Genomic DNA, 20,317 nt, shown 5'->3' on the forward strand with positions numbered 1-20,317 from the left:
GTAACGAAATTATGAACCTAGGCATTACTGAAGTAAAAAAAGGGATGATCCTCAAGATCGAGAATGAGCTTTATTCCGTCGTCAAAACCGAATTTGTGAACCCAGGAAAGGGTTCTGCATTCATCCGCACCAAACTCAAAAACATTGTCCGTGATTCTTCCATTGAAAGAACTTTCAAAGCAGCTGAGAAATTGGAAAGTGTGGATTTGGAACGCCGTAAGATGCAGTATTGTTATGCTGACGGTGACCAAATCATTTTTATGGATGTCAACGATTACGAACAAATCCCTGTTTCCAAAGATTATGTGGAAGACATCCTTCCTTTTATGAAAGAAGAAACAGCTGTAGAAGTTTCCTTTTACAATGACAAACCAATTGGAGTCACACCTCCTAACTTTGCTATTTTGGAAGTGACTTACGCAGAAGACGGATTAAAAGGTGACACCACTGGTCTTGCTCTCAAACGAGTGACTGTGGAAACTGGTGGCGAAGTCCAAGTTCCAATCTTTATCAAACAAGGGGATACGGTAAAAATCGATCTTCGTGATTTGAGTTACGTGGAGCGCGTGAACAAATAGATTTGGATTTGATCTCATCCTTACAGGAAGTTACCAAACTTTCCCATCTCTATTATTCTAGGCAGTGGATGTTTGCCACTGCTGGGAATCTTTCTACCCGAGACCCTTCTACAAAAGAACAATTTTGGATCACTGCCTCTGGCAAACACAAAGGGGAACTAAAAGTTACCGACTTTGTTTCTGTCTCGGCAAGTGACGGAAGTCTCGTCCAAGCAAACGAAGGATTAAAACCTTCCGCCGAAACAAGTATCCACCAAGTATTGTATTCGCAGATGCCAGAAGTTGGTTCTTGCCTTCATGTACATACCATTGACTCCAACTTACTCGAGTTTGGTGTTGAAAAAGCTGAGGGGTATCGTGAGATTCCCATTCCACCCATTGAGATCATCAAGGCTTTTGGGATTTGGGACGAAAAACCAAATCTTACAATGCCTGTGTTTTACAACCACACTCATGTCCCTACCATTGCAAACGAAATCAAACGGTATTTCACTGTAGAAGGAATTCCCAAAGTTCCTTTTTTACTCATCGAAGGACATGGCCCAACGGTATGGGGGAAAACAATCGCGGAAGCAAACAAACATTTGGAAGCAGTGCATTTTCTTTTGCAAGTGATGGCACGTAGGATATGACAAAAAAGACTTTTGTTTTTATTTTTGGCATTGGTTCCGGGATAGGCGAAGGTCTTTACAAACGATTTCAAAAAGAAACGGACCCTAACCATTTCGTTTTTGGGTTTTCGAGAAAAGGGAGAAAAGACCTCACTTCGTTTTCTTTGGATTCCCCTGGCACTTACCAATTGGATGCCAAAGAAGATCTTTCGATTCCTACATTTACAGAGAAACTCCATTTAGGATTGGAAACAGAAACGAAAGAAAAGGGATCTTTTTCCCTTCTCGTTTACTTTGCCTTAGGGGATGGAGTCTTTGGTCCTCTTACCGAATTATCGGATGTCGACTTACAATCCCATTTGGACTTAAATGTGGTTTCTCTCATCAAACTCTCTCGTTCTTTTGCGAAGGTGTTACCGATTTTTGAGAATTCTACCTTTGTGTTTTTAGGTTCCACAGCAGGAAAACTAGGATTCCCCGAGTCGGTCGCCTATTGTGCATCCAAACATGCTGTCCTTGGAATCTGTCGTGCCTTACGAGAAGAATGGAAACCCTTGGGAACCAAAGTAATTCATGTGAGCCTTGGGGCCGTTGCGACTGAGATTTGGGACACAAGACCCGCATTTGACAAGAAAGATATGGTTTCTGTTGCGGACATTTCCGAGTATTTGTGGTGTATTTCGCGGTTGCCAAAATCCATCTTTGTGGATGACTTATCCATTACCCCAAAAAAAGGAATTTTGTAAGTCCGATGGAAATCAAGGATTCGATTGTTCTCGTGACAGGTGGCAGCGGTGGGATTGGACGAGAGATCGTGAGAACTCTTGTCCTGTCGGGATTTTCTGTTTGGAATCTCGACAAAGTTCGCCCGAAAGAACCCATTTTACAAGAAACCTACCGAGAGATTGACCTTTCGGAAACACCTTTTGTGGTGGAAAGAAGTCTTTCTAAAATTATCCACGAGTCCTCGGAGATGGGGGACGTATACGGAATCGTACACACTGCCGGATTTGGTGGGCCATATCATCCGATCACAGAAGTTTCCATCGAAGAATGGGAATCTATTTTTCGCATCAATCTCACAAGTCTTTATCTCATTTCAAAAGTCGTTCTTCCCATTTTCAAAAACTTAAGTTTTGGTAGGATTGTTGCCATCGCTTCTTCTTTATCCATTGTTGGATCTGGTAATTCTGTGGCATATTCTTCTTCCAAACATGGGTTAGTTGGATTTATCAAATCCATTGCTGATGAATGGGGAAAATTTGGAATCACTGCCAATGCGATAAGCCCTGGATATGTAGACACAAATATGGGAATCCAAGAAGATCAAGTCTCTGATCACAAAAACGAAATTATAGGCAAAACTCCTGTTAGGCGAATTGCTGAGCCTTCGGAGATTGCTCGTGTTGTGAATTTCCTTTTGCAAAAAGAATCTGGTTATATCACTGGATCCAATTGGACCGTTGATGGCGGGATCACTGCCATTTAATTTATGAGAATATCACCTCCTCACGATCATTTTTTACAACTCACCACCAAAGAAAATTTGGGCAGGTCTTCTGGAATCATCTTACAAAAAGAAGCCCTATCCATCATGAAGACTGTTGAAGCACAAAGTTCCAGAGAAAACATTGAAGCAGGTCATCTCTTTCGGCCAACAGATTCCAATTTTGAAAAACTCAAAATGGATCGAGAAACGGCTCTTGATCAGATGTGGGAACTCATTGACTACGGTCTTGCGACACAACTGTTTGAAATCAAATACGATGCAGATGTTGGGGAATTACGCCTTGTGACGTTTTTAGTTGGATTGCCTGGTGGTATGCCTCTGGAAGAACCGTATAAATTGTTAATCGGTCGCTCTACGGAACATCTCTATCAATACATCCAAAACAAACGCATCCTAACAGAAGAGACTTGGCGAACCGTTTTAAATCAATTGGCGGAAATTGATTATAAAGAAGATGGCCCTGGAGATGAATTGGATCGATTGCTTGATCCAAAACAATTCCCACTGCAACCATCAAAAGAAATGTTAACTCGCTCACGAGGTCTGATCCTCGATGAACTTGCTTCCGAAACAAAGGTAATCGTTTTACCTCATATTGGATTTTATTTTTTACCAGAATCAGAAGCTGCCAATTTTCTAAATATTGCTAACGAGTATTTGATGACAAAGGTGGAACCACTTGCCAAAGCCTTTGATTCCGAGATCAGGCTAGCTCTGGATCGATTGTTTTCTCCTGGTTCCGGTGATGTCGAAATCAATGAAATCGAAATCATTCGTGCCAAAGTAGAAACACTTTACGGTTTTAAAGAAACTCTGAAAGAACATGGTTTTTATGCCTTCATTCATAACTTAAAAAAAGTTACGGAAATCGCAGCCAAATTTGCAGAAGTAGAAAAAAAGAAAGAAGTGGATCGGTTACTCAAAGTATACATGAAAATGTTGGATAGCCAATTTGACTTTGATTCTAGGTTACTTCGAATCAATTTAGAAAAGGATGATGAACACAACTTGGTGATTGTTGATTTACTCCGCAAAAACCCAAAGGTGTTATCTGCAGAATGGCATGATGCCGATTCAAAAATTGCAGTTTTTGTCAATAATAACCAAAACAATATCAAAGAAATCAATACTTTGATTTATCAAAACTATCGATTTACCACCGAACATATATTATACTTAAAAGCTATTTTGGAACTCAATGAAAAAGAACTCAAACCTATCTTCAAAGATGATGAGTTTGTTAAAACCTATGGTAAAAACTTACAAGCAGTGTATTTCAATTATATCCCATGGTTTTATAAATTGTTTTATTTTCTGGGGATCACACCGATAGTTAATTCAGGTTATGCGAAGGCAAAATCTATTTTGACATTTTTACAAATGGATCGGCAGTTTTTATACCAAAAACGTAGGGAAAACTTTTTTAAGAAAAAACTGAGAGAAAGAGAAGAACGTCTTGAAAAAGAGAAAAAACAACAATTGAAAAAGGCACTTGTCTCTGCTCTTACTGATGCGTATTTTACTAAAAATTGTTTACCGTCCGTGGATTGGTTGGGAATGAATTATCCTGCATTTTCAGCAGAAACCTTGGAAAAAATGATCCCTGATTTTGCCTTTTTATCCACAACAGGTAAGTCCATTAAACCACATTCTATCATTTTATTTCCGAATTCACCTGAGTTTGATTCTCTAAATAAACGACTGAAAGATTTACTCAATCAATGGATTCGTGGTGAAGTAGATCCTCCCAAAGAAGACCCCGAACTTTTGGTTCAGATGCGAAATTTGCTTTGATGTTTTGATTCGTCTCTATTTTTGTTTTTCGAAACCAACTTAGTACCAACGTTTGATTCGAAAATAAACTAACATCAAAAAGCCGAGAAGCCCCATCGCACTAATGGCCGAGGCAAATCCATATTCCCATTCTAAGGTAGGCATATGCCGAAAATTCATTCCATAAATCCCAGCAACAAGTGACATGGGTAACATGATGGCAGTCATGATGGTGAGGATCTTCATGATTTCATTAGTTTTTCTTGTAGAGATTGCAATATGAGCTTCTAAAGCGGAAGAGATAGATTCGATATTACTATCCACAAGTTCCAAAATGCGGATGGAATGGTCTCTCACGTCGCGAAAAAAAGCATCTGCTTCATCACTAAAAAAACTATTTTTGATTTTTTCCAAGTCTTCTAGAACTTCTTTGTTTTGTAACATCCCTTTTTTGATCGATAACAAACTGGATCTTAAGCTATAAACATTGCTAATGTCCAAAGATTTTGCGTTACTAAAAATTTGGTCTTCAAAATGTTCAATACGTTCTTCGATTTTTTGTGTGATTGCCAAAGTGTGGTCTGTTTCAATATCCAAAATTTTATGAACGATAAATTCATAACCTTTTGCTAAAATTTTGTTATTTGTTTTCCAGTCATCAATGATGGCTCCAATGCTATCTCTGTAATCTAACGTAAGTGAGATGATTTGGTTTGGTGTTAAAATAAAGTTAAAATTCTTTTGAGTGAGTTGGTTTCGTTCAAAATGAAATCCCCGAAAGATAAAAAAGATATAATTTGGAAATTTTTCTAATTTAATCCTACTGTTTGGGTTTAAAATGTCTTCTATTGTTAGTTGGTGGATATTGTGTTTTTGAAATAAGAACGTAAGTTTTTCTTCGTTTTCCGCTGTGATGTTGATCCAATGTTTAGGATGTTTGTGAGATAAAGGAAGGGGAGTGTCGAGTAATACTTCTTCTTTTGTACTAGGTGTCAGGATATAATTAAATAGTGCAGGCATTAAACAATGTTCCTTAAAAAATACTCTCTCAACTCTTTTTTCTCTAATGGACAATCTTCGGCCAGTAACAATTTTTTTGTTTTATAAACACCTGAGGCAGTGATCATAATTTCTTTGATTTTTCCAGCTCTAGAAAGAATGAGATGGAATTTCTCCCCAGGCCTTAGATTTTTTTCTAATTTTTGCAGAAGAGAAAGGTTTGCCCGTTTCCCGTTGATGGCCAAAATTTCATCGTCTAACATCAGATCAAAGGAATTTCCATTGGATTTGTGTTGGATTTTTTGGATAAATAGATTTCCATTTTTTTCTTTGGTTTTAAATCCAGTATCACCCACTAAGTCAGTTTGAACCCTTTGGATCCCTATGATATCTAAATAATCATCCACAGGAATTGGTTTTGGATTTTCCAGGTAATCATTAAATTCTAACTTTAAATTGACACCTGTCACTTCTTCAACGACATCAAAGAATTCCTGTTTGGTGAAACCTCTGCTCTTTTCTTTTACAAAAACTTCATTCAGTTTATGAAATACATGACGAATTGTTTTTTTCTCTTTTGATTCTTTTAATAAAAATAGATTCATACACAAGGCGAGAACTCCACCTTTTGTATAGTAAGAAACCGTAATATTGTGGCTGTTGCCATTTCGTTTGTAATACTTTGTCCAAGCGGTAAAGGAAGACTCTTCCAAACTCATCCAAAAATCTGCTTCATTGTCTTCTAATGAAAAAATATCCGATTGTAGTTTGTTTAAATATTCATCTAAAGTTAAAAAGCCAGAATGGTATAAAAAGTATGCATCGTAAAAACTCGTAAATCCTTCTGCGATCCAAAGTTCCTTTGTTAAATTTGGTTTTTGGTAATCAAAAGGCCCGAGAGCAATGGGTCGAATACGTTTGATATTCCATAAATGGAAATACTCGTGAGATAAAAGTTCCAATAAACGTTTGTATTCTTCCTCATCATGGATGAGATCTGGATTAAAATAATTGATGCTGGATGCTCTATGTTCTAGTCCACCATACGCTGGTAAACTTAAATTGAGAACAAATAGATAATACAAACTTGGACTTTCCATCATCCATTGGATTTGGGTTTCTGTAATTTTTTGTAAGTCGTTTGCTAATTTGGTGATAAAATCAAAGGATACATCTCCTTCTACGAGTAATTCATGTTTGGTGTCCCCCGCTGTAAAAAATACACTATTTTTTTTGCTGAGATGAAAGGGGGAATCAAACAGTTCATCAAAGTTTTTTGCATAAAACTGATGAGGATTCGATTCTTCTCTTGGTAAACTAGAATACACATTTGGGAAATGATCGGCTACTTGGAATTGAATGGTACTTGGAATCTCTAAATTGCCTTCAGGATATAAAAAGAGAGCAGGAGGGTTGATGAATCCAAATTCTGTTTCCAAATAATTGGTTCGCACTGTGAAATCTTCGAAGGCATAGATGATGTAACTGATTTCAAATTTCTTTGGAAGATTGGTTAATTTCCAACGGTGTAAATCCACCATTTCCCATGGGATGGATTCTTTTGTTAGCGCATTACAGACATTAAATTTATGAAGGTGGGTCGCATAATCACGAATCATGTATGATCCAGGAGTCCAACTCGGAAGGCAAAAAGAAATTTCACTGCGGTTGGTTTCAACGACTAATCGGACTTGGTAATAGTGTTTGAATAAGTCAAAAATAGAAACTTCAAAATGGATCTGAAGTGTTTCCTTAGACTCCTCTGCCACGGATATAGTTTTTTCTTCTAACTCTTTTCCCATAGTACACTATCTTGTTTTATTTTAGATTTACGCAAATGTTTTCTTGACTGAAAATCTGAAGAGTACTAGAAAAGGTTTAGCTAAGGTATGAGCAAAGGAGGTGGTCCATTTGGATAGTAGTTGTTACAACAAAAGATTTTTGACCCGCGAGGTGGCTGGGCAATAACGCCTACAGCTTTGTTGCAAAACCGACCAGACACAGTCTTTCCAAGTTCCGAATGGGTGGTCTCCTTCGGGCGTTATGCAGTCGCTTGGAAAGTACTTCTTTTAAATCCTCTGTTCTTTCTAATCCTCTTTTTCTAAATCCTTTTCGATTCGAAACGTATTTAAAAGTTCATCCAAAGTATTGATCACTTGTCCAAGCCGTTCTGCATTTTCTGCCATGGAAGAGGATTGGTCACTCAAAACTTGGGAACCATTGGAGATATTGATGGTCATGTTTGCCAATTCGTTTGTGGCTCGTTGTTGTTCTTCCGTTGATAGTTGGATGGATTTTACTTGTTCCGTGATTTCTACCACTTCTGTATAAATACTTTCCGTGCGAGAACTTTGGTCTTCAATAAGCGGCCCAATTTCATTGGATGATAAAAAGATAAGTGAAACTTCATCCGTAATTTTTTTCAAAACTTCCACCAAACGTTCTACTTGTTGGTTCCCTCGTTCAATCGAATCCAATGCTTCTTGGGACAAGGTATTAATTTGGGAAACAGACTCCGCTGATTGGCTTGCCAATTTCGTAATTTCTTCTGCGACGATCGCAAATCCTTTTCCCGATTCTCCTGCTCTTGCCGCTTCGATAGCAGCATTTAACGCGAGTAAACCGGTTCTTTTTGCGATATCAGAGATCACATTGGAAAAAGCAGTGATGGTTTTGGATTATTCTTGGATTTCCCTAATGGCAAGAGATGTTTCTTTTGCCATGGAACGTCCTTCTTCGGCGTTTTGATTGGCGCGAACTGAAATTTCTCCAAATGTACTTACTTTTTCTAATATTTTTTTCATCAAATTTTGGATGTCGCCTAACGATTGATGAATGGTCTCTGTATTTTCTACTGCACTCAATACATTACTATGAATGGTTTCTGAAGATGCATTTAACTCTTCAACTGTGGCACTTGCCTCTTCGGAAGAAGCTGCTTGGTTTTGTGCTAAGTCGGTGAGTTCCACAATGGTTTTTTGCATTTTGTCCGTTGTTTCACTGATTTTCCCCGAGGACTTTTGCGCAATTCGGATGAGTTTCCTTAAATGTTCGATCATTTTGTTTAAGGAAACCATGATGCTACCCAATTCATCTGTTTGATCAATGGGAATGAGTTGTCGTAAGTCACCTGAGGCCACTTTTTCAGTGGAACGATTGATGGATTGGATCCTTCGGTCCACGAGTCTTTGGAAACTAAAGTAAACCGATAAAATGGACAAAGATACTCCTAAAATCCCAAGCCCAATTGTAATCAGAATGATTGAATTCAAAGTGGATTGGATCTGGGATTTGGGAATGGAGATCCTTGCAAACCAAGGATCATTTCCTTCGATGATGGTGATGGGAACTGCAACATGGAAGTAACCATCAAATTCATATAAGGATTTGTCTTTTTGTTTGAGTTTTTCATAGAAATGAGGATCGGCCGCGGAACGAAAATCCAATCCTTGGGATAGGTGAGTGAATCCGTCATATAATACCAAATGGTTGTCAGAGATCAGTGTGATTTTGCCCTCACCATCGGCAAATTTAAGTGTGTCTAAATAGGTTTTAATCGTTGTTAGACTAATATCAATTCCAGAGATCCCAATGAATTTACCGTTTTTCAGGATTGGCTCCATGATCGAAACAAGAAAGATGTCAGATTTTCCCGCCTTATAAATAAAAGGGGAAGTGATACTTGTTTTCAACGTAGCTTTGGGTTTTTGGTAAAATTCCCCTTTGATTGGGTCATCTATGTCTTTGAGAGGTTCTGCAGAAAGTTTTTCTCCATCACGAAAGATATAAGGAATAAACCTTCCAGTCCCATCATGTATCGGCGCATTACGATAGGCGGCATCATTGCCATCAAAAGCATTGGGTTCAAACGCACAATAGGTAGCATAGGTAATGTCTTTCTCCTTCAGCAAATTTTTTAAATATTGAATTGATTCGGGTCTAGATCGTAAGGTTCCTACTTCAAAGGATTTGCGAAAGGAATAGGTTTTATTCATCGGTGATGTAAGGGTATTCGAAATATCACTGATGATTCTAGAGGAAATGTATTCTGTATCTTCTCCTAAATTATGGAGGAGGGTAGACCTAACCACCATAGACAAAATGATCAGTATACCTGCGATGATAAAAGAAATTACGGCGAGTGATACATAAATAATTTACTTTTTAATGGACATATGGTCTATCCCTACAGGTTGAATTTTTGTAAAATTTCAGAAATCTTGGCACTAATCCCTGTCATACGAAGGGAGTTGCCAGACATGGTTTCCGATTGTTCTGATAAAACTTGAGAACCATTTGAGATATTGATTGTCATATTTGACAATTCTGATGTAGCTCTTTTTTGTTCCTCGGTTGATTGTTGGATGGATTCTACAAGAGACGTGATCTCTTCAATTTCCTCATAAATGATATCAGTTCTTGTTTTTTGATCTTGGATGAGAGGAACGATGTCATTTGCTTTTTCAAAGATCACTGATACTTCTTGGATGATTTCTTGTAACAGTGCAATGAGTTTGGCAACTTGGGTACCACCGTTTTGAATGGATTCCAATGCTTCTTCCGATAACGTATTGATTTGTGAGACGGAACTTGCTGCTTGTGCTGCTAGTTTTGAAATCTCTTCGGCAACAACTGCAAATCCTCTTCCCGATTCACCAGCTCTTGCTGCTTCAATGGCGGCGTTTAACGCAAGTAAACTTGTTTTTTCAGAAATATTGGAAATCACATCGGAGAATTCGGTGATGGAAACTGATTTTTCTTGGATTTCTTCGATGGCCTTTGAAGTGAGACTTGCCATGGTTCTTCCTGCTTCCGCTTTTACATTGGCACCTTTGGCAATTTGACCAAAGTTTTCTACTTCGTTTGTAATGTTTTGCACCAAATTTTGAATCGCAAGTAAGGAAGAGTGGATGGATTTGGAATTGGAAACCGCCTGTTCCACATTGGCATTGATGGTTTCAGAAGATGCATTTAATTCCTCAACCGTGGCACTTGCTTCTTCCGAAGAGGCAGCTTGGCTTTGTGCTAAATCGGAAAGTTCAATGATGGTGTTCTCCATAAATTGAGAACTTTCTCTTAGTTCATTTCCAGAAGATTGTGCCACGGCCAAAATGTGACGGATATTGGTGATCATGGCAATGATAGCTTCCACCAAATTTCCAATTTCATCTTTTTGTGTATCGTCGATTTCTTTGGAAAGGTTTCCACTCGCTGCTTCTTTGGTAAAAGAGATGAGGTTTTGTAGTCTACGATCAACTAACCTGCGAAAGATGAGGATATTCGCAAAAGAAGAAAATAAGATTCCCATGACTCCAAGTCCCAAAGCAATCCAAAAAATAGATTGGATTTCGTTTGTGATTTTTTCTTGGGGATAGGAGATACGAAGGGTCCAAGGAGCCGTATTTTCCACCAAGCGGATGGGAAGACTCACATGAAAGTATTGGGAATCCGTATAACTTTGTTTTTCATTGGAAGACATGGCAAGGTTCACAAATTTGTCTTCGTTATCATCCCATTGGATTTGTTTTGAATCTGGGTTTAGGCCATTAAACAAAACATATCCATTACTTGCCACGAGTGTGATTTTAACACTTCCATCTAAAATTTTTAAATTTTGTAAATACGAACGAATGGTGGTTAAGGAAAGGTCCGCTCCAGCAATCCCAATGAACTTTTGGTTTTGGATTATCGGATACACAAGGGAAATCATTGTGACATCCACTCCATCCACCTTATAATCGAAAGGTGGGATGAGTTCTACTTTTTTGTTTTTTTTGGGTAATTGGTAAAAATCAGATTCAGGTAAATCATAACCTACCACGGGTTCAATGATGATTTTGCCATTGGATTTCACTGCATAGGGAATGAACCTTCCTGATGCATCATGGTACTTTGTATTTCGGAAACTTCCATCTCTACCATCAAATGCGTTGGGTTCAAAGACAACATAAGTTCCTAAAATAGAATCATTGGACTTGGACATGATCGTGAGAGTTTTAAACACTTTTTCACGGTCGAGGAGATTTGGTTCTTGGAGAATTTGTTTGAGTAAATAAGCTTCGTTCAGTGGTGCGGATAAATATGTCCCTACGTTGAGAGAAATTTTATCAGCCAAAATGGAAATTTTTTCTAAGGCATCTTCCTTTGCATTTTTATATATGACATAAGAGATAAGTGTTAAGATCACTCCTAAAGAAAATAATGTGATGAGTGATGATCGAAGAGCTAACTTTTGTTTGATGTTCATCCGTGAAAAAATCCCTTTTCGTGAGTGATACCATATCTATCTGTTTTGTTTTCTCAACTCATTTCTATGGAAAAGGGAAGTTTTTCGGGATACGAGCTAAGTCCAAGACCATTCCCATCAGGATCTTGGAAATAAATTGTAAAATCGGTATGATGGGTGATCGGAATGGTCTTTATCCAATCTTTCCATAGTGGAAGATTGCTCGAGTTTAGGGAGAATACGAGGTTTTTTGGTGCCAACCTTTCTCCTTCTTCCAACATCAAAAGAATCGAATCAAATTGGATCCACACAGAACGAAGAGCTCCCGATTCATAATAAAACTCTCGAATCAGTTGGGCACCAGGAAGAGTGCGGTAAAACGCAGCTAATTGGGTAGGATGAGGTGTTCCAATGGCAATATGGTGGATCATTTTTTTGTTTTCAAATCCCTTTATTAAATAGAAGCTATCATGAAATCTATCTATCGGAGTTTTTCATGAAAAAATCTCTTATCCTTGCACTCGCTCTCGGGCTCGTTTTGGCGAATTGTAAATCCAAAGTTTATACCCAAGAAGAGTGTGAATCTGCTCTCGCAAGTTCTTTCTCTCAAATTGAAGAAGAAGCAAAAAAGAACCCAGCAGCAGCTCCTGTTCTTGCAGGTTTACAACAAGGCAAACAAAAAATGATCGACCAATGTATGGAAGGAAAATTTGATCCAAACTGTTTAAAAAATGCACCAGGAATCGCTGGCGTTATCGGCTGTGTAAAAAAATAAATCTTTTTTTAGTTCCGGGAATTTCGATTCCCGGTTCCTTATTTTCCCTCTAAATTTTCAAATCCAGTTTTGTCCGTATAACAACCGTGAGACCGATATGGTCCATCTTCAAAAAATCGAATCTCCTGCGCATACCGTTTCCCTTCCCAAATACACCGCTTGCATACAAAAGGTAAAATGGCCCAGTCTTCACATTCCTCTGGCCTGAAGGCGGGGAACACTCGTAAAAATGGTTTCGAAATTTCATCCTTTGGTTCGGGAAAAATGGACAAACTGCCCAAAAGAAAAATAGAAAAAACCAAATAACGAAACATTCAATTAAACTATCGGGATTTTTGCGGATTTCCAGGATGGATTTGTGAAAGAAAATACGCAAGTAGAATGGAAAGGGGTGGCCTTTGTTCTCATTGGAGCGTTATTATTTAGCGCCAAAGCCGTAGTTGTCAAGTTAACTTATCGTTATGAAATCTCACCGATCGGTTCCTTGTTTTTTAGAATGTTATTTGCCTTCCCATTTTTAGTTTGGATGGCCTGGTCAGCAGAAAAAAATTCTGAAAAAACAATCTTAACCAAAAAAGACTATTGGAATGTTCTTCTCATGGGGGTGGTAGGGTATTACCTCGCCAGTTTGTTTGACTTTTTAGGACTTAAATACATCAGTGCTGGCCTCGAACGAATCATCTTATTCATTTATCCTACTTTAGTTGTGTTATTATCCTTTTTCTTTTTGAAAAAGAAAATCCATGTGCGTGAAGTCTTTTCTCTGATCCTGACCTATACTGGTGTTTTTTTAGCTTATGGACAAGATGTGCAATTAGGATCTCCAAAGGATGTAAGCCTTGGCGCATTTTTTATTTTACTCTCAGCATTGACGTATGCGATTTACCTTATGGGGAGTGGGTCCATCATACCTAAGTTAGGTGCCAAAAGATTTACGGCTTGGGCACTCATCATATCTTCAATAGTTGTATTTCTACATTTTTTGATATTTGGAACCTATCAGGAACTCATCCAACCGATGTCGTTTTATCTATTGGCATTTGTGATGGGAACAGTGAATACCGTTGTGCCCGCGGTGTTTGTTTCAGAAGGGATCAAACGAGTAGGCAGTAAAACCGCTGCAATCGTTGGCTCTGTTGGACCCATGTCGACTTTATTTTTGGCATATTGGTTATTAGAGGAACCAATTACAATCCTACATAGTATTGGAACTTTGTTTGTTTTGACTGGTGTTTTTTGGATTAGTACGAGAAAAAAACCGAAAGAAGTTTCTGTTTAAGAGAGAAAATCGCTTTCCAATTGTTGATTCTAAGTAGAGAATCAAAGGACTTTATGAAACTAAAAATTGTTTTCCTTTCCATTATTTTGTCGGTGTCAATTGCACAAAACGAATTGTCTGCCCAATTTACATGTGAAGGATCTGCTTGTAGTTTTTTACCATCATCCCTTACAGAAACAGGGAATGCTTCCTTAAAAAAATTTGAAACTGGTTACTTAAACGAAGTTTTAAAAACCAATTTGGAAGCTGGATTTTTAGCAAATGTGGGAACTGGGAATATTGGAACAGGAACGGTTCGCCGCATCCAAGTGGGTGTGAGTGCATCCGCCGCTGGATATAAAAAAGACGATATTCAAATCCAAGATGATCTCATCAAATACCCAAAACTTCCCAATGTGGGTGCGGCAGCAATCCCTTCCATCCATTTAGACATCAATCCAAGTTGGTTACTGGGAACAGATGATGGAAGTTTCCTTCGTCGATTTGGAATATTTTTACATGGAATGAATGTGGCTGTTACACAAAACCAATTGCAGTCAGCATCGAATAACAGGAATTATGAGGGAAGACTCACCGTACGCTCGTATGGTGGAATGTTACGATACCAACTCGTAGAAAAAGAAGGGTTCCTCATGAACTTAATCACATGGAACGGACTCAATATTGGTGTGGGTCATCATGTGATGGAACAAAATTTAAGTTTGAGTTATCTGGAAGGAAAAGCGGCTCAAATTGAATTCCAAGGTGTCAAAGGGAAATGGGGTGGAGATACGAATTTTCTCTTCAATACCAAGGTGCAAACGACCAATGTCGATTTACGAACAGGAGTGGGACTGTTTTGGGTAGCAAACCTCATCCTCGGGGGTGGGTACAGTTGGAATTCCGGAAGTAACTCCGCCACACTTTCCAGACGTGGGCCATTTATTGTTTCTGCCAATGACTCTCTGCCTTTGGAGATCCCAAGGGAATACCAAGCGGCTCTCGACAAAGAATTACTAGCGCAGAATCCGAATGCAACACTTGGATTTCGTGCCAGTGGGGAATCCCATTCTAAACGTGGCATTGGCTATGGAATCGTTGGTTTGGAACTCGATCTATTTATGGTCAAGGTGATTGCGGAAGGGTTGTATGGCGGGAAGGATTTGTATTCAGCAAACCTAGGACTCAAACTCTCTTTTTAGAAAACATCGGGGAAATCCATAAAACCTTGCCGTACCGCAAGCCAGATTGATACTCAGTCAAGGTCTAAGTATCAATGAATTTGTACAAACGTTATTCACGCGCCTTCTTTATGGCTTCCCAAGTGTTTTCCTTTGGAGTGGTTGTACCCATCGGGGTCTCACTTATTTTATTTTATGTAGATCTCAGTCCTACCCAAATCAAAACCTTTTTGGGTGGTGCCATCCTTGCGGCACTCATTAGTTTACTACTTCCAAGTTTTGTATTTCCCAAACGACTGAAAGTCGTAAAAGAGGGACTGCTCGAACTCGAATCCCAATCCGAAAAAAATGCAGAAACTTATACTCGAGTTTGGGACACCATTGCCAAAATGCCAGTGAATGGCGCCATCGTTGGTGCTTCCCAGTGGACACTTGCGATTCCCATTGTGCTTCTTCCCGTCCTCTATTTACCAGAAACAAGTAAATCAGATGGATTTTATATCTTAATGAGTTTGATCCTTACGGCTCTTCTCAATGTAATTATCTCCTTTGTATTTTTAGAAAAAGCCTCTCATATTGTCCTGGATGATGAAATCTTCCAATCGGATATCCAAGACCGCATCAAACCATACTATCGCAATTTAAAGAATACTGTACCTGTGATGTTTTCTTTTATGGTGATGGTACTTTCTATTTTCCTTTTGATTTATTCCTTCAATGTAAATGCAAAAGCACTAGAAAAAGCTTTTTCTAACCAATTATACAACTTTAACCAAAGTAACGAAGCCGGGATCAATGTTTATTTTGAAGCTGTGGAAAACACTTTAAATGATGTTGCTTCTTTGCCTTCCGTTAAACAAGCATTAGAAACTAGAAATTTCAAGTTAGCAGTGCCTGCTTTAGAAAAAGTATTTAATGATTCACAATTATTATTAGAGAATAGTTTTATCGCATCCTTTGATGAAGGAACTCCCATTGCTGCTTCAGGTCTTCCGGGGGGAGCAAGTGTTGGATATAAATTAGAGGCAAATCCAGAAGTTTTGGAAAACATTAAAGCATCCAAAGAGGGAAAACCTCACGTTGGTATTGCTGTTAAGTCACCTTTCACTGGTCAGATTGTGATCATGATCACGACACCTGTGAAAAATGCAAATGGAAAGGTAGTGGGACTCGTAGGGATGCCATTTTTGGTTGGGAAGGCGATGGAGTCTTTTCTAAAGAATGTAAAAATTGGTTCCACCGGGTATTCGTTTTTACTCGATCGAGAATCCACAATGGTATACCATCCGAATCCTAAATATTTAATGAATAGTTTTAAAGGTTCTGAATTTGAAAGACTTGCGATGAATGCAGGCGAAACAGATTCATTTCGGAATCCTTGGGAAGGTTCTACTTTTTTACTCAGAAGAAAAATTAGTTCTAAATACGGCATTCAATTTTTTTCTACCATTGATTTAAAGGAAATTGAAGTAGAAAGTTTGTCTTCACTGCGTGGTCTCACAGTGATTAGTTTGATTGGTTCGGTTGTGATTGCTTTTGCGATTTATATGTTGTTCTCAGAAAGATTCCAACCAATGAAAACAATCGGCAAAGTTTTACAAAATGTCGAAGTGGGAGATTTGCGAACTAAGGTTAGATTGGAATCTTCTGATGAATTTGCCCGTTTATCTCGTGGTTTAAATGCTACACTCAAACAGATTATAGAGGTAGTCGGATCAAACCAAGCTTTTTCTGAAGATTTAGCTTCTTCCGCTGAACAAATGTCAGCTTCTCTTAATATGTTGTCTTCCAATGCACAAACACAAGCCGCATCGGCTGAAGAAATTTCCGCTTCCATTGAAGAGATTTCTGCCGCTGTGCAAAATGTGGATGCCCAAGCAGAAGACCAGTTCCGCAAAGTTGATTTTTTGAAAGGAAAAATGTCTGAACTTTCGAAACTCATAGAAGCGACTGGAAAACAAGTAGGGAAGGCTTCCCAAGATGTGAACCAAATTTCCGAAGAAGCAAAACTTGGTCAGGCTTCACTCGATTCGATGCGAAATTCCATTTCTAAAATTAGTAATAGTTCGGAAGAAATTGGAAGTGTGATCGAAATCATCAATAATATCTCAGAACAGATCAACTTACTTGCGTTAAATGCTGCAATCGAAGCAGCACGGGCAGGTGTTTATGGTCGTGGGTTTGCGGTTGTTGCTGATGAAATTGGAAAACTAGCTGAAAAAACAGCCATCTCTATCAACGACATTGGAGAACTTATCCAAGCCAACGAAAAGGAAATTGAAAGTGGTAGAGAAACCATCGAAACCACCATTTCCCTCATCCAACGAATCATCAAAGGAGTGAGTTCTTTTGATGAGATGACAGACACCATTGAAAAGAGCACGAAGGAACAACTCATCATCAACGAGAAGGTGGGAGAAGAAGTGGATAAAGTGAATCAAATCAGCCAAGCCATCAGGCTCTCCATGGAAGAACAAAAGAATGCGATTGGTGAAGTGGCTCAGGCGATTTTTAGCATCAACGACCTAACTCAAGGGACGGCTGCAGGACTCGAAGAGATGACCGCCACTGCCAATGGGATTGCGAACTTAGCGGAAACCCTAAAAAGGAAGATCAATTTCTTCAAAATCTCCTAGATCAAGCCAAGGAAGGACTGGAATTTCTCCTTTCTAGCGAAAATTCGCTTGCCTATATCTAGATATCAAGATTTCTTGATATCTAGATATCTAGGTCATGGTAACGGAAACACTCCTCACAAACCGCAAATCTTCGTTTTTACTCGCCGCGACCAAAGCGATCTCGGATGAAACCAGGATTCGTATCCTCCACATTCTAAGTTTCGGGGCTTTTTCTGTGAATGAAATCGTAGAAATCTTAGGTATGGGACAGTCTCGTATCTCTCGCCATTTAAAAATCTTAATTGAAGCAGGTCTCATCGGTTCCAGGCGAGAAGGAAGTTTGGTATATAGTTTTTTACCAGATGAAGAGAGTAACACTTTAAAATTTCCAATAGAGCTCACCAAATTGTTGTTATCTTATAAAGAAGATCTCCCTTCTAGAGAAAAAGACCAAAAAATGGTTCACCAAATCTTAGAAGCTCGTGAAAAAAAATCGAAGTCCTTCTTTGATGGAGTGGCTGAGAGTTGGGAAAAATTACAAGAAGAGACCTTACATCCCAAACTCTATCGTTCTTGGATTTTACAAGAACTTCCCCTTTGCGAAAATATTTTAGACTTGGGTTGTGGACCAGGAGGTCTCATCCCATTTTTACTCAATAAAGCAAAACATGTAACGGGTGTAGATAACTCGTCTCGTATGATCGAAAATGCATCGATTCATTTTGCAAAGAATCCAAGTGTGAGTCTCATCCAAACACCAATGGAACATTTGCCACTTTCATCTAATTCCTGTGATGCGGTCGTTGCATCTATGGTCATGCATCATATTTCACATCCACCTACAGTACTCGAAGAAATTGCACGTGTATTAAAACCAGGTGGAGTTTTGTGTATTGTGGATTTAGAAAAACACAATGCGGAATACATGAGAGATAATTTTGCGGATTTATGGCTTGGGTTTGAAACGGAATTGTTTGAATCCTGGTTATCAAATGCAGGATTCAAAGTCGAATCCATTGGAGAAATCCAAACAGAATCTAGTTTTAAAATTTTAACAATCAAAGCAACAAAGGAATAAGGAAACAAAATGTCCACAGCAACTGAAACAAAATCGGAACGATTGCCATACAAAGTGAAGGATATCTCTCTTGCAGAATGGGGAAGAGAAGAAATCATTTTGGCAGAAAAAGAAATGCCAGGTCTAATGGCTCTTCGTAAAGAATTCGGAACTTCTAAGCCACTCAAAGGTGCAAGAATTTGCGGATCTCTTCACATGACTATTCAAACAGCGGTTTTAATTGAAACCTTGGCTGCATTAGGTGCTGACATCCGTTGGTCCTCTTGTAACATTTTTTCAACACAAGACCATGCAGCAGCCGCAATTGCAAAAGCAGGAATTCCTGTATTTGCTTGGAAAGGCGAAACAGAAGAAGAATACTGGTGGTGTATTGAACAAACACTATTTTTTGATGGTGGCAAAGGTCCAAACATGATCCTAGATGATGGACATGATCTCACACACTTCATCCATGAAAAATATCCACAACTTCTTGCAGACATCAAAGGTGTTTCTGAAGAAACAACTACAGGTGTGATTGCACTTCATAAAAAATTAAAAGCAGGAACTTTGAAAATCCCTGCAATCAATGTAAACGACTCTGTTACAAAATCAAAGTTTGATAACCTTTATGGTTGCCGTGAGTCACTTGCTGATGGAATCAAACGTGCCACTGATGTGATGCTTGCTGGAAAAGTAGCTCTCGTTTGTGGATACGGAGACGTAGGAAAAGGATCTGCAGCATCCCTTCGTAACTTTGGAGCACGTGTGATCGTAACTGAAATCGATCCAATTTGTGCACTCCAAGCTGTGATGGAAGGATACCAAGTGCTTCGTGTGGAAGACGTAATTGAAAATGCAGACATCGTTGTGACAGCAACTGGAAATGATGATATCATAACTCTTGAACACATGAAAGCGATGAAAGACGGTGCGATCCTTTGTAACATTGGTCACTTTGATACTGAGATTCAAATGTCACGTTTGAATTCTGAGAAAGGTGTGACTAAAAAAGAAATCAAACCTCAAGTAGACAAATACACTTTCCCAGATGGTAAATCCATCATCGTTCTTGCTGAAGGTCGTCTTGTGAACTTAGGTTGCGCAACAGGTCACCCATCCTTTGTAATGTCTAGTTCCTTCACAAACCAAGTTTTGGCACAAATTGAACTCTATACTACGAAATATGAGTTGGGTGTGTATCGCCTTCCAAAACACTTGGATGAAAAGGTAGCTGCACTTCATTTGGAGCAGTTGGGTGTTCGTTTAACAAAACTCACTCAAAAACAAGCTGATTACATCAGTGTTCCTTTGGAAGGTCCTTACAAACCGGACCACTACCGCTACTAAAAATATTGCCCTTTTTGGTGAATCTGAAAAGGGCGTTGGGAGTTTCTTATGGCGTATGTTGTAACTGAAATTTGCGTTGATTGTAAATACACGAGTTGTGCTGCAGTTTGTCCAGTGGAAGCTTTTCACGAAGCTCCGGACACTTTGTACATCGATCCAGATACTTGTATTGATTGTAATGCATGCCAATACGAGTGTCCGATTGATGCAATTTTTCCGGACTATGATGTTCCAGAAAAACACAAACCGTCAATTGAAGTGAATGCAAAAGAAGCAAATAAATTCCCGGTAATCGTAACAACAAAACCACCCCTCAAAGGTGCAAAATGTTCCGACCCGAGTAAATAACGAACCTTGTGGGTGGATTACGTTAGTAAACAC

At 38.8% G+C, this 20,317-nt stretch carries 19 protein-coding genes; 12 read left to right on the forward strand and 7 right to left on the reverse strand.

Annotated elements, in window-relative coordinates; genetic code table 11:
* Nucleotides 1–11: 11 nt before the first annotated feature.
* The 5 genes from efp to EHQ59_RS14030 are packed head-to-tail and all read left to right on the forward strand — an operon-like array spanning nt 12 to nt 4,493.
* Nucleotides 12–578, forward strand: a complete 567-nt coding sequence (gene efp, locus EHQ59_RS14010; protein WP_135601169.1) for an elongation factor P — start codon at nt 12–14, stop codon at nt 576–578.
* A 2-nt stretch (nt 579–580) separates the two neighbouring features.
* Nucleotides 581–1,210 (forward strand): methylthioribulose 1-phosphate dehydratase, encoded by a 630-nt coding sequence (mtnB, locus tag EHQ59_RS14015; RefSeq protein ID WP_135620274.1) that lies wholly within the window; start codon nt 581–583, stop codon nt 1,208–1,210.
* Nucleotides 1,207–1,935, forward strand: a complete 729-nt coding sequence (locus tag EHQ59_RS14020; RefSeq protein ID WP_135620275.1) for an SDR family oxidoreductase — start codon at nt 1,207–1,209, stop codon at nt 1,933–1,935. The genes mtnB and EHQ59_RS14020 overlap by 4 nt, the downstream gene beginning before the upstream one ends.
* 5 nt (nt 1,936–1,940) lie before the next feature.
* A complete protein-coding gene (locus EHQ59_RS14025) occupies nt 1,941–2,678 on the forward strand; it encodes an SDR family NAD(P)-dependent oxidoreductase (RefSeq protein ID WP_135620276.1) in 738 nt (245 codons plus the stop codon).
* A gap of 3 nt (nt 2,679–2,681) precedes the next feature.
* The gene (locus EHQ59_RS14030) at nt 2,682–4,493 is read left to right on the forward strand and encodes a hypothetical protein (RefSeq protein WP_135620277.1); all 1,812 of its coding nucleotides are present in this window, start codon (nt 2,682–2,684) and stop codon (nt 4,491–4,493) included.
* Nucleotides 4,494–4,532: 39 nt separating this feature from the next.
* On the opposite strand, the gene EHQ59_RS14035 is transcribed toward EHQ59_RS14030, so the two are convergent.
* From EHQ59_RS14035 to EHQ59_RS14055, 6 genes are all read right to left on the reverse strand, one after another.
* A complete protein-coding gene (locus EHQ59_RS14035) occupies nt 4,533–5,492 on the reverse strand; it encodes a magnesium transporter CorA family protein (RefSeq protein ID WP_135620278.1) in 960 nt (319 codons plus the stop codon).
* Entirely contained in the window at nt 5,492–7,273 is a 1,782-nt protein-coding gene (locus tag EHQ59_RS14040; protein WP_135620279.1) for a M61 family metallopeptidase, read from the reverse strand. The genes EHQ59_RS14035 and EHQ59_RS14040 overlap by 1 nt, the downstream gene beginning before the upstream one ends.
* 285 nt (nt 7,274–7,558) lie before the next feature.
* Entirely contained in the window at nt 7,559–8,140 is a 582-nt protein-coding gene (locus tag EHQ59_RS17870; protein ID WP_279638185.1) for a methyl-accepting chemotaxis protein, read from the reverse strand.
* A gap of 9 nt (nt 8,141–8,149) precedes the next feature.
* Nucleotides 8,150–9,466, reverse strand: a complete 1,317-nt coding sequence (locus tag EHQ59_RS17875; protein ID WP_244245549.1) for a methyl-accepting chemotaxis protein — start codon at nt 9,464–9,466, stop codon at nt 8,150–8,152.
* 191 nt (nt 9,467–9,657) lie between these two features.
* Complete coding sequence (locus EHQ59_RS14050) at nt 9,658–11,718, reverse strand: methyl-accepting chemotaxis protein (protein WP_135620280.1); 2,061 nt, start codon at nt 11,716–11,718, stop codon at nt 9,658–9,660.
* A gap of 53 nt (nt 11,719–11,771) precedes the next feature.
* A complete protein-coding gene (locus EHQ59_RS14055) occupies nt 11,772–12,128 on the reverse strand; it encodes a VOC family protein (protein WP_135620281.1) in 357 nt (118 codons plus the stop codon).
* A 65-nt stretch (nt 12,129–12,193) separates the two neighbouring features.
* Between EHQ59_RS14055 and EHQ59_RS14060 the strand changes: the two genes are divergently transcribed.
* Nucleotides 12,194–12,472: a TIGR04454 family lipoprotein gene (locus EHQ59_RS14060; RefSeq protein WP_135620282.1), complete on the forward strand. Its 279-nt coding sequence runs from the start codon at nt 12,194–12,196 to the stop codon at nt 12,470–12,472.
* 38 nt (nt 12,473–12,510) lie between these two features.
* Here the strand turns inward: EHQ59_RS14060 and EHQ59_RS14065 are convergent, their stop codons facing one another.
* Nucleotides 12,511–12,786: a hypothetical protein gene (locus tag EHQ59_RS14065; RefSeq protein ID WP_135620283.1), complete on the reverse strand. Its 276-nt coding sequence runs from the start codon at nt 12,784–12,786 to the stop codon at nt 12,511–12,513.
* Between the two features lie 44 nt (nt 12,787–12,830).
* On the opposite strand from EHQ59_RS14065, the gene EHQ59_RS14070 reads away from it, so the two are divergent.
* The 6 genes from EHQ59_RS14070 to EHQ59_RS14095 all read left to right on the forward strand — a co-directional run bounded on the left by EHQ59_RS14070 (nt 12,831) and on the right by EHQ59_RS14095 (nt 20,284).
* Entirely contained in the window at nt 12,831–13,751 is a 921-nt protein-coding gene (locus tag EHQ59_RS14070; protein ID WP_135620284.1) for a DMT family transporter, read from the forward strand.
* Nucleotides 13,752–13,804: 53 nt separating this feature from the next.
* Nucleotides 13,805–14,932 (forward strand): Lsa36 family surface (lipo)protein, encoded by a 1,128-nt coding sequence (locus EHQ59_RS14075; protein WP_135620285.1) that lies wholly within the window; start codon nt 13,805–13,807, stop codon nt 14,930–14,932.
* A 74-nt stretch (nt 14,933–15,006) separates the two neighbouring features.
* Complete coding sequence (locus EHQ59_RS14080; protein WP_135620286.1) at nt 15,007–17,547, forward strand: methyl-accepting chemotaxis protein; 2,541 nt, start codon at nt 15,007–15,009, stop codon at nt 17,545–17,547.
* 97 nt (nt 17,548–17,644) lie between these two features.
* A complete protein-coding gene (locus EHQ59_RS14085) occupies nt 17,645–18,607 on the forward strand; it encodes an ArsR/SmtB family transcription factor (protein WP_135620287.1) in 963 nt (320 codons plus the stop codon).
* 9 nt (nt 18,608–18,616) lie between these two features.
* Nucleotides 18,617–19,936 carry an adenosylhomocysteinase gene (gene ahcY, locus EHQ59_RS14090; protein ID WP_135620288.1) on the forward strand — a complete coding sequence of 440 codons (1,320 nt, stop codon included), beginning with the start codon at nt 18,617–18,619 and terminating at the stop codon, nt 19,934–19,936.
* 48 nt (nt 19,937–19,984) lie between these two features.
* Complete coding sequence (locus EHQ59_RS14095; RefSeq protein ID WP_002980754.1) at nt 19,985–20,284, forward strand: ferredoxin family protein; 300 nt, start codon at nt 19,985–19,987, stop codon at nt 20,282–20,284.
* Nucleotides 20,285–20,317 lie beyond the last annotated feature (33 nt).

Origin of the sequence: Leptospira kemamanensis (assembly GCF_004769665.1) — a bacterium.
Taxonomy (GTDB): domain Bacteria; phylum Spirochaetota; class Leptospiria; order Leptospirales; family Leptospiraceae; genus Leptospira_A; species Leptospira_A kemamanensis.

Bases quoted from the DNA above. Each gene is read 5' to 3' on its own strand.
- efp (WP_135601169.1), top strand. From the start codon at position 12: ATGAACCTAGGCATTACTGAAGTAAAAAAAGGGATGATCCTCAAGATC.
- EHQ59_RS14020 (WP_135620275.1), top strand. From the start codon at position 1,207: ATGACAAAAAAGACTTTTGTTTTTATTTTTGGCATTGGTTCCGGGATA.
- EHQ59_RS14025 (WP_135620276.1), top strand. From the start codon at position 1,941: ATGGAAATCAAGGATTCGATTGTTCTCGTGACAGGTGGCAGCGGTGGG.
- EHQ59_RS14030 (WP_135620277.1), top strand. From the start codon at position 2,682: ATGAGAATATCACCTCCTCACGATCATTTTTTACAACTCACCACCAAA.
- EHQ59_RS14035 (WP_135620278.1), bottom strand. From the start codon at position 5,492: ATGCCTGCACTATTTAATTATATCCTGACACCTAGTACAAAAGAAGAA.
- EHQ59_RS14040 (WP_135620279.1), bottom strand. From the start codon at position 7,273: ATGGGAAAAGAGTTAGAAGAAAAAACTATATCCGTGGCAGAGGAGTCT.
- EHQ59_RS17875 (WP_244245549.1), bottom strand. From the start codon at position 9,466: ATGAATAAAACCTATTCCTTTCGCAAATCCTTTGAAGTAGGAACCTTA.
- EHQ59_RS14050 (WP_135620280.1), bottom strand. From the start codon at position 11,718: ATGAACATCAAACAAAAGTTAGCTCTTCGATCATCACTCATCACATTA.
- EHQ59_RS14055 (WP_135620281.1), bottom strand. From the start codon at position 12,128: ATGATCCACCATATTGCCATTGGAACACCTCATCCTACCCAATTAGCT.
- EHQ59_RS14060 (WP_135620282.1), top strand. From the start codon at position 12,194: ATGAAAAAATCTCTTATCCTTGCACTCGCTCTCGGGCTCGTTTTGGCG.
- EHQ59_RS14065 (WP_135620283.1), bottom strand. From the start codon at position 12,786: ATGTTTCGTTATTTGGTTTTTTCTATTTTTCTTTTGGGCAGTTTGTCC.
- EHQ59_RS14075 (WP_135620285.1), top strand. From the start codon at position 13,805: ATGAAACTAAAAATTGTTTTCCTTTCCATTATTTTGTCGGTGTCAATT.
- EHQ59_RS14080 (WP_135620286.1), top strand. From the start codon at position 15,007: ATGAATTTGTACAAACGTTATTCACGCGCCTTCTTTATGGCTTCCCAA.
- EHQ59_RS14085 (WP_135620287.1), top strand. From the start codon at position 17,645: ATGGTAACGGAAACACTCCTCACAAACCGCAAATCTTCGTTTTTACTC.
- ahcY (WP_135620288.1), top strand. From the start codon at position 18,617: ATGTCCACAGCAACTGAAACAAAATCGGAACGATTGCCATACAAAGTG.
- EHQ59_RS14095 (WP_002980754.1), top strand. From the start codon at position 19,985: ATGGCGTATGTTGTAACTGAAATTTGCGTTGATTGTAAATACACGAGT.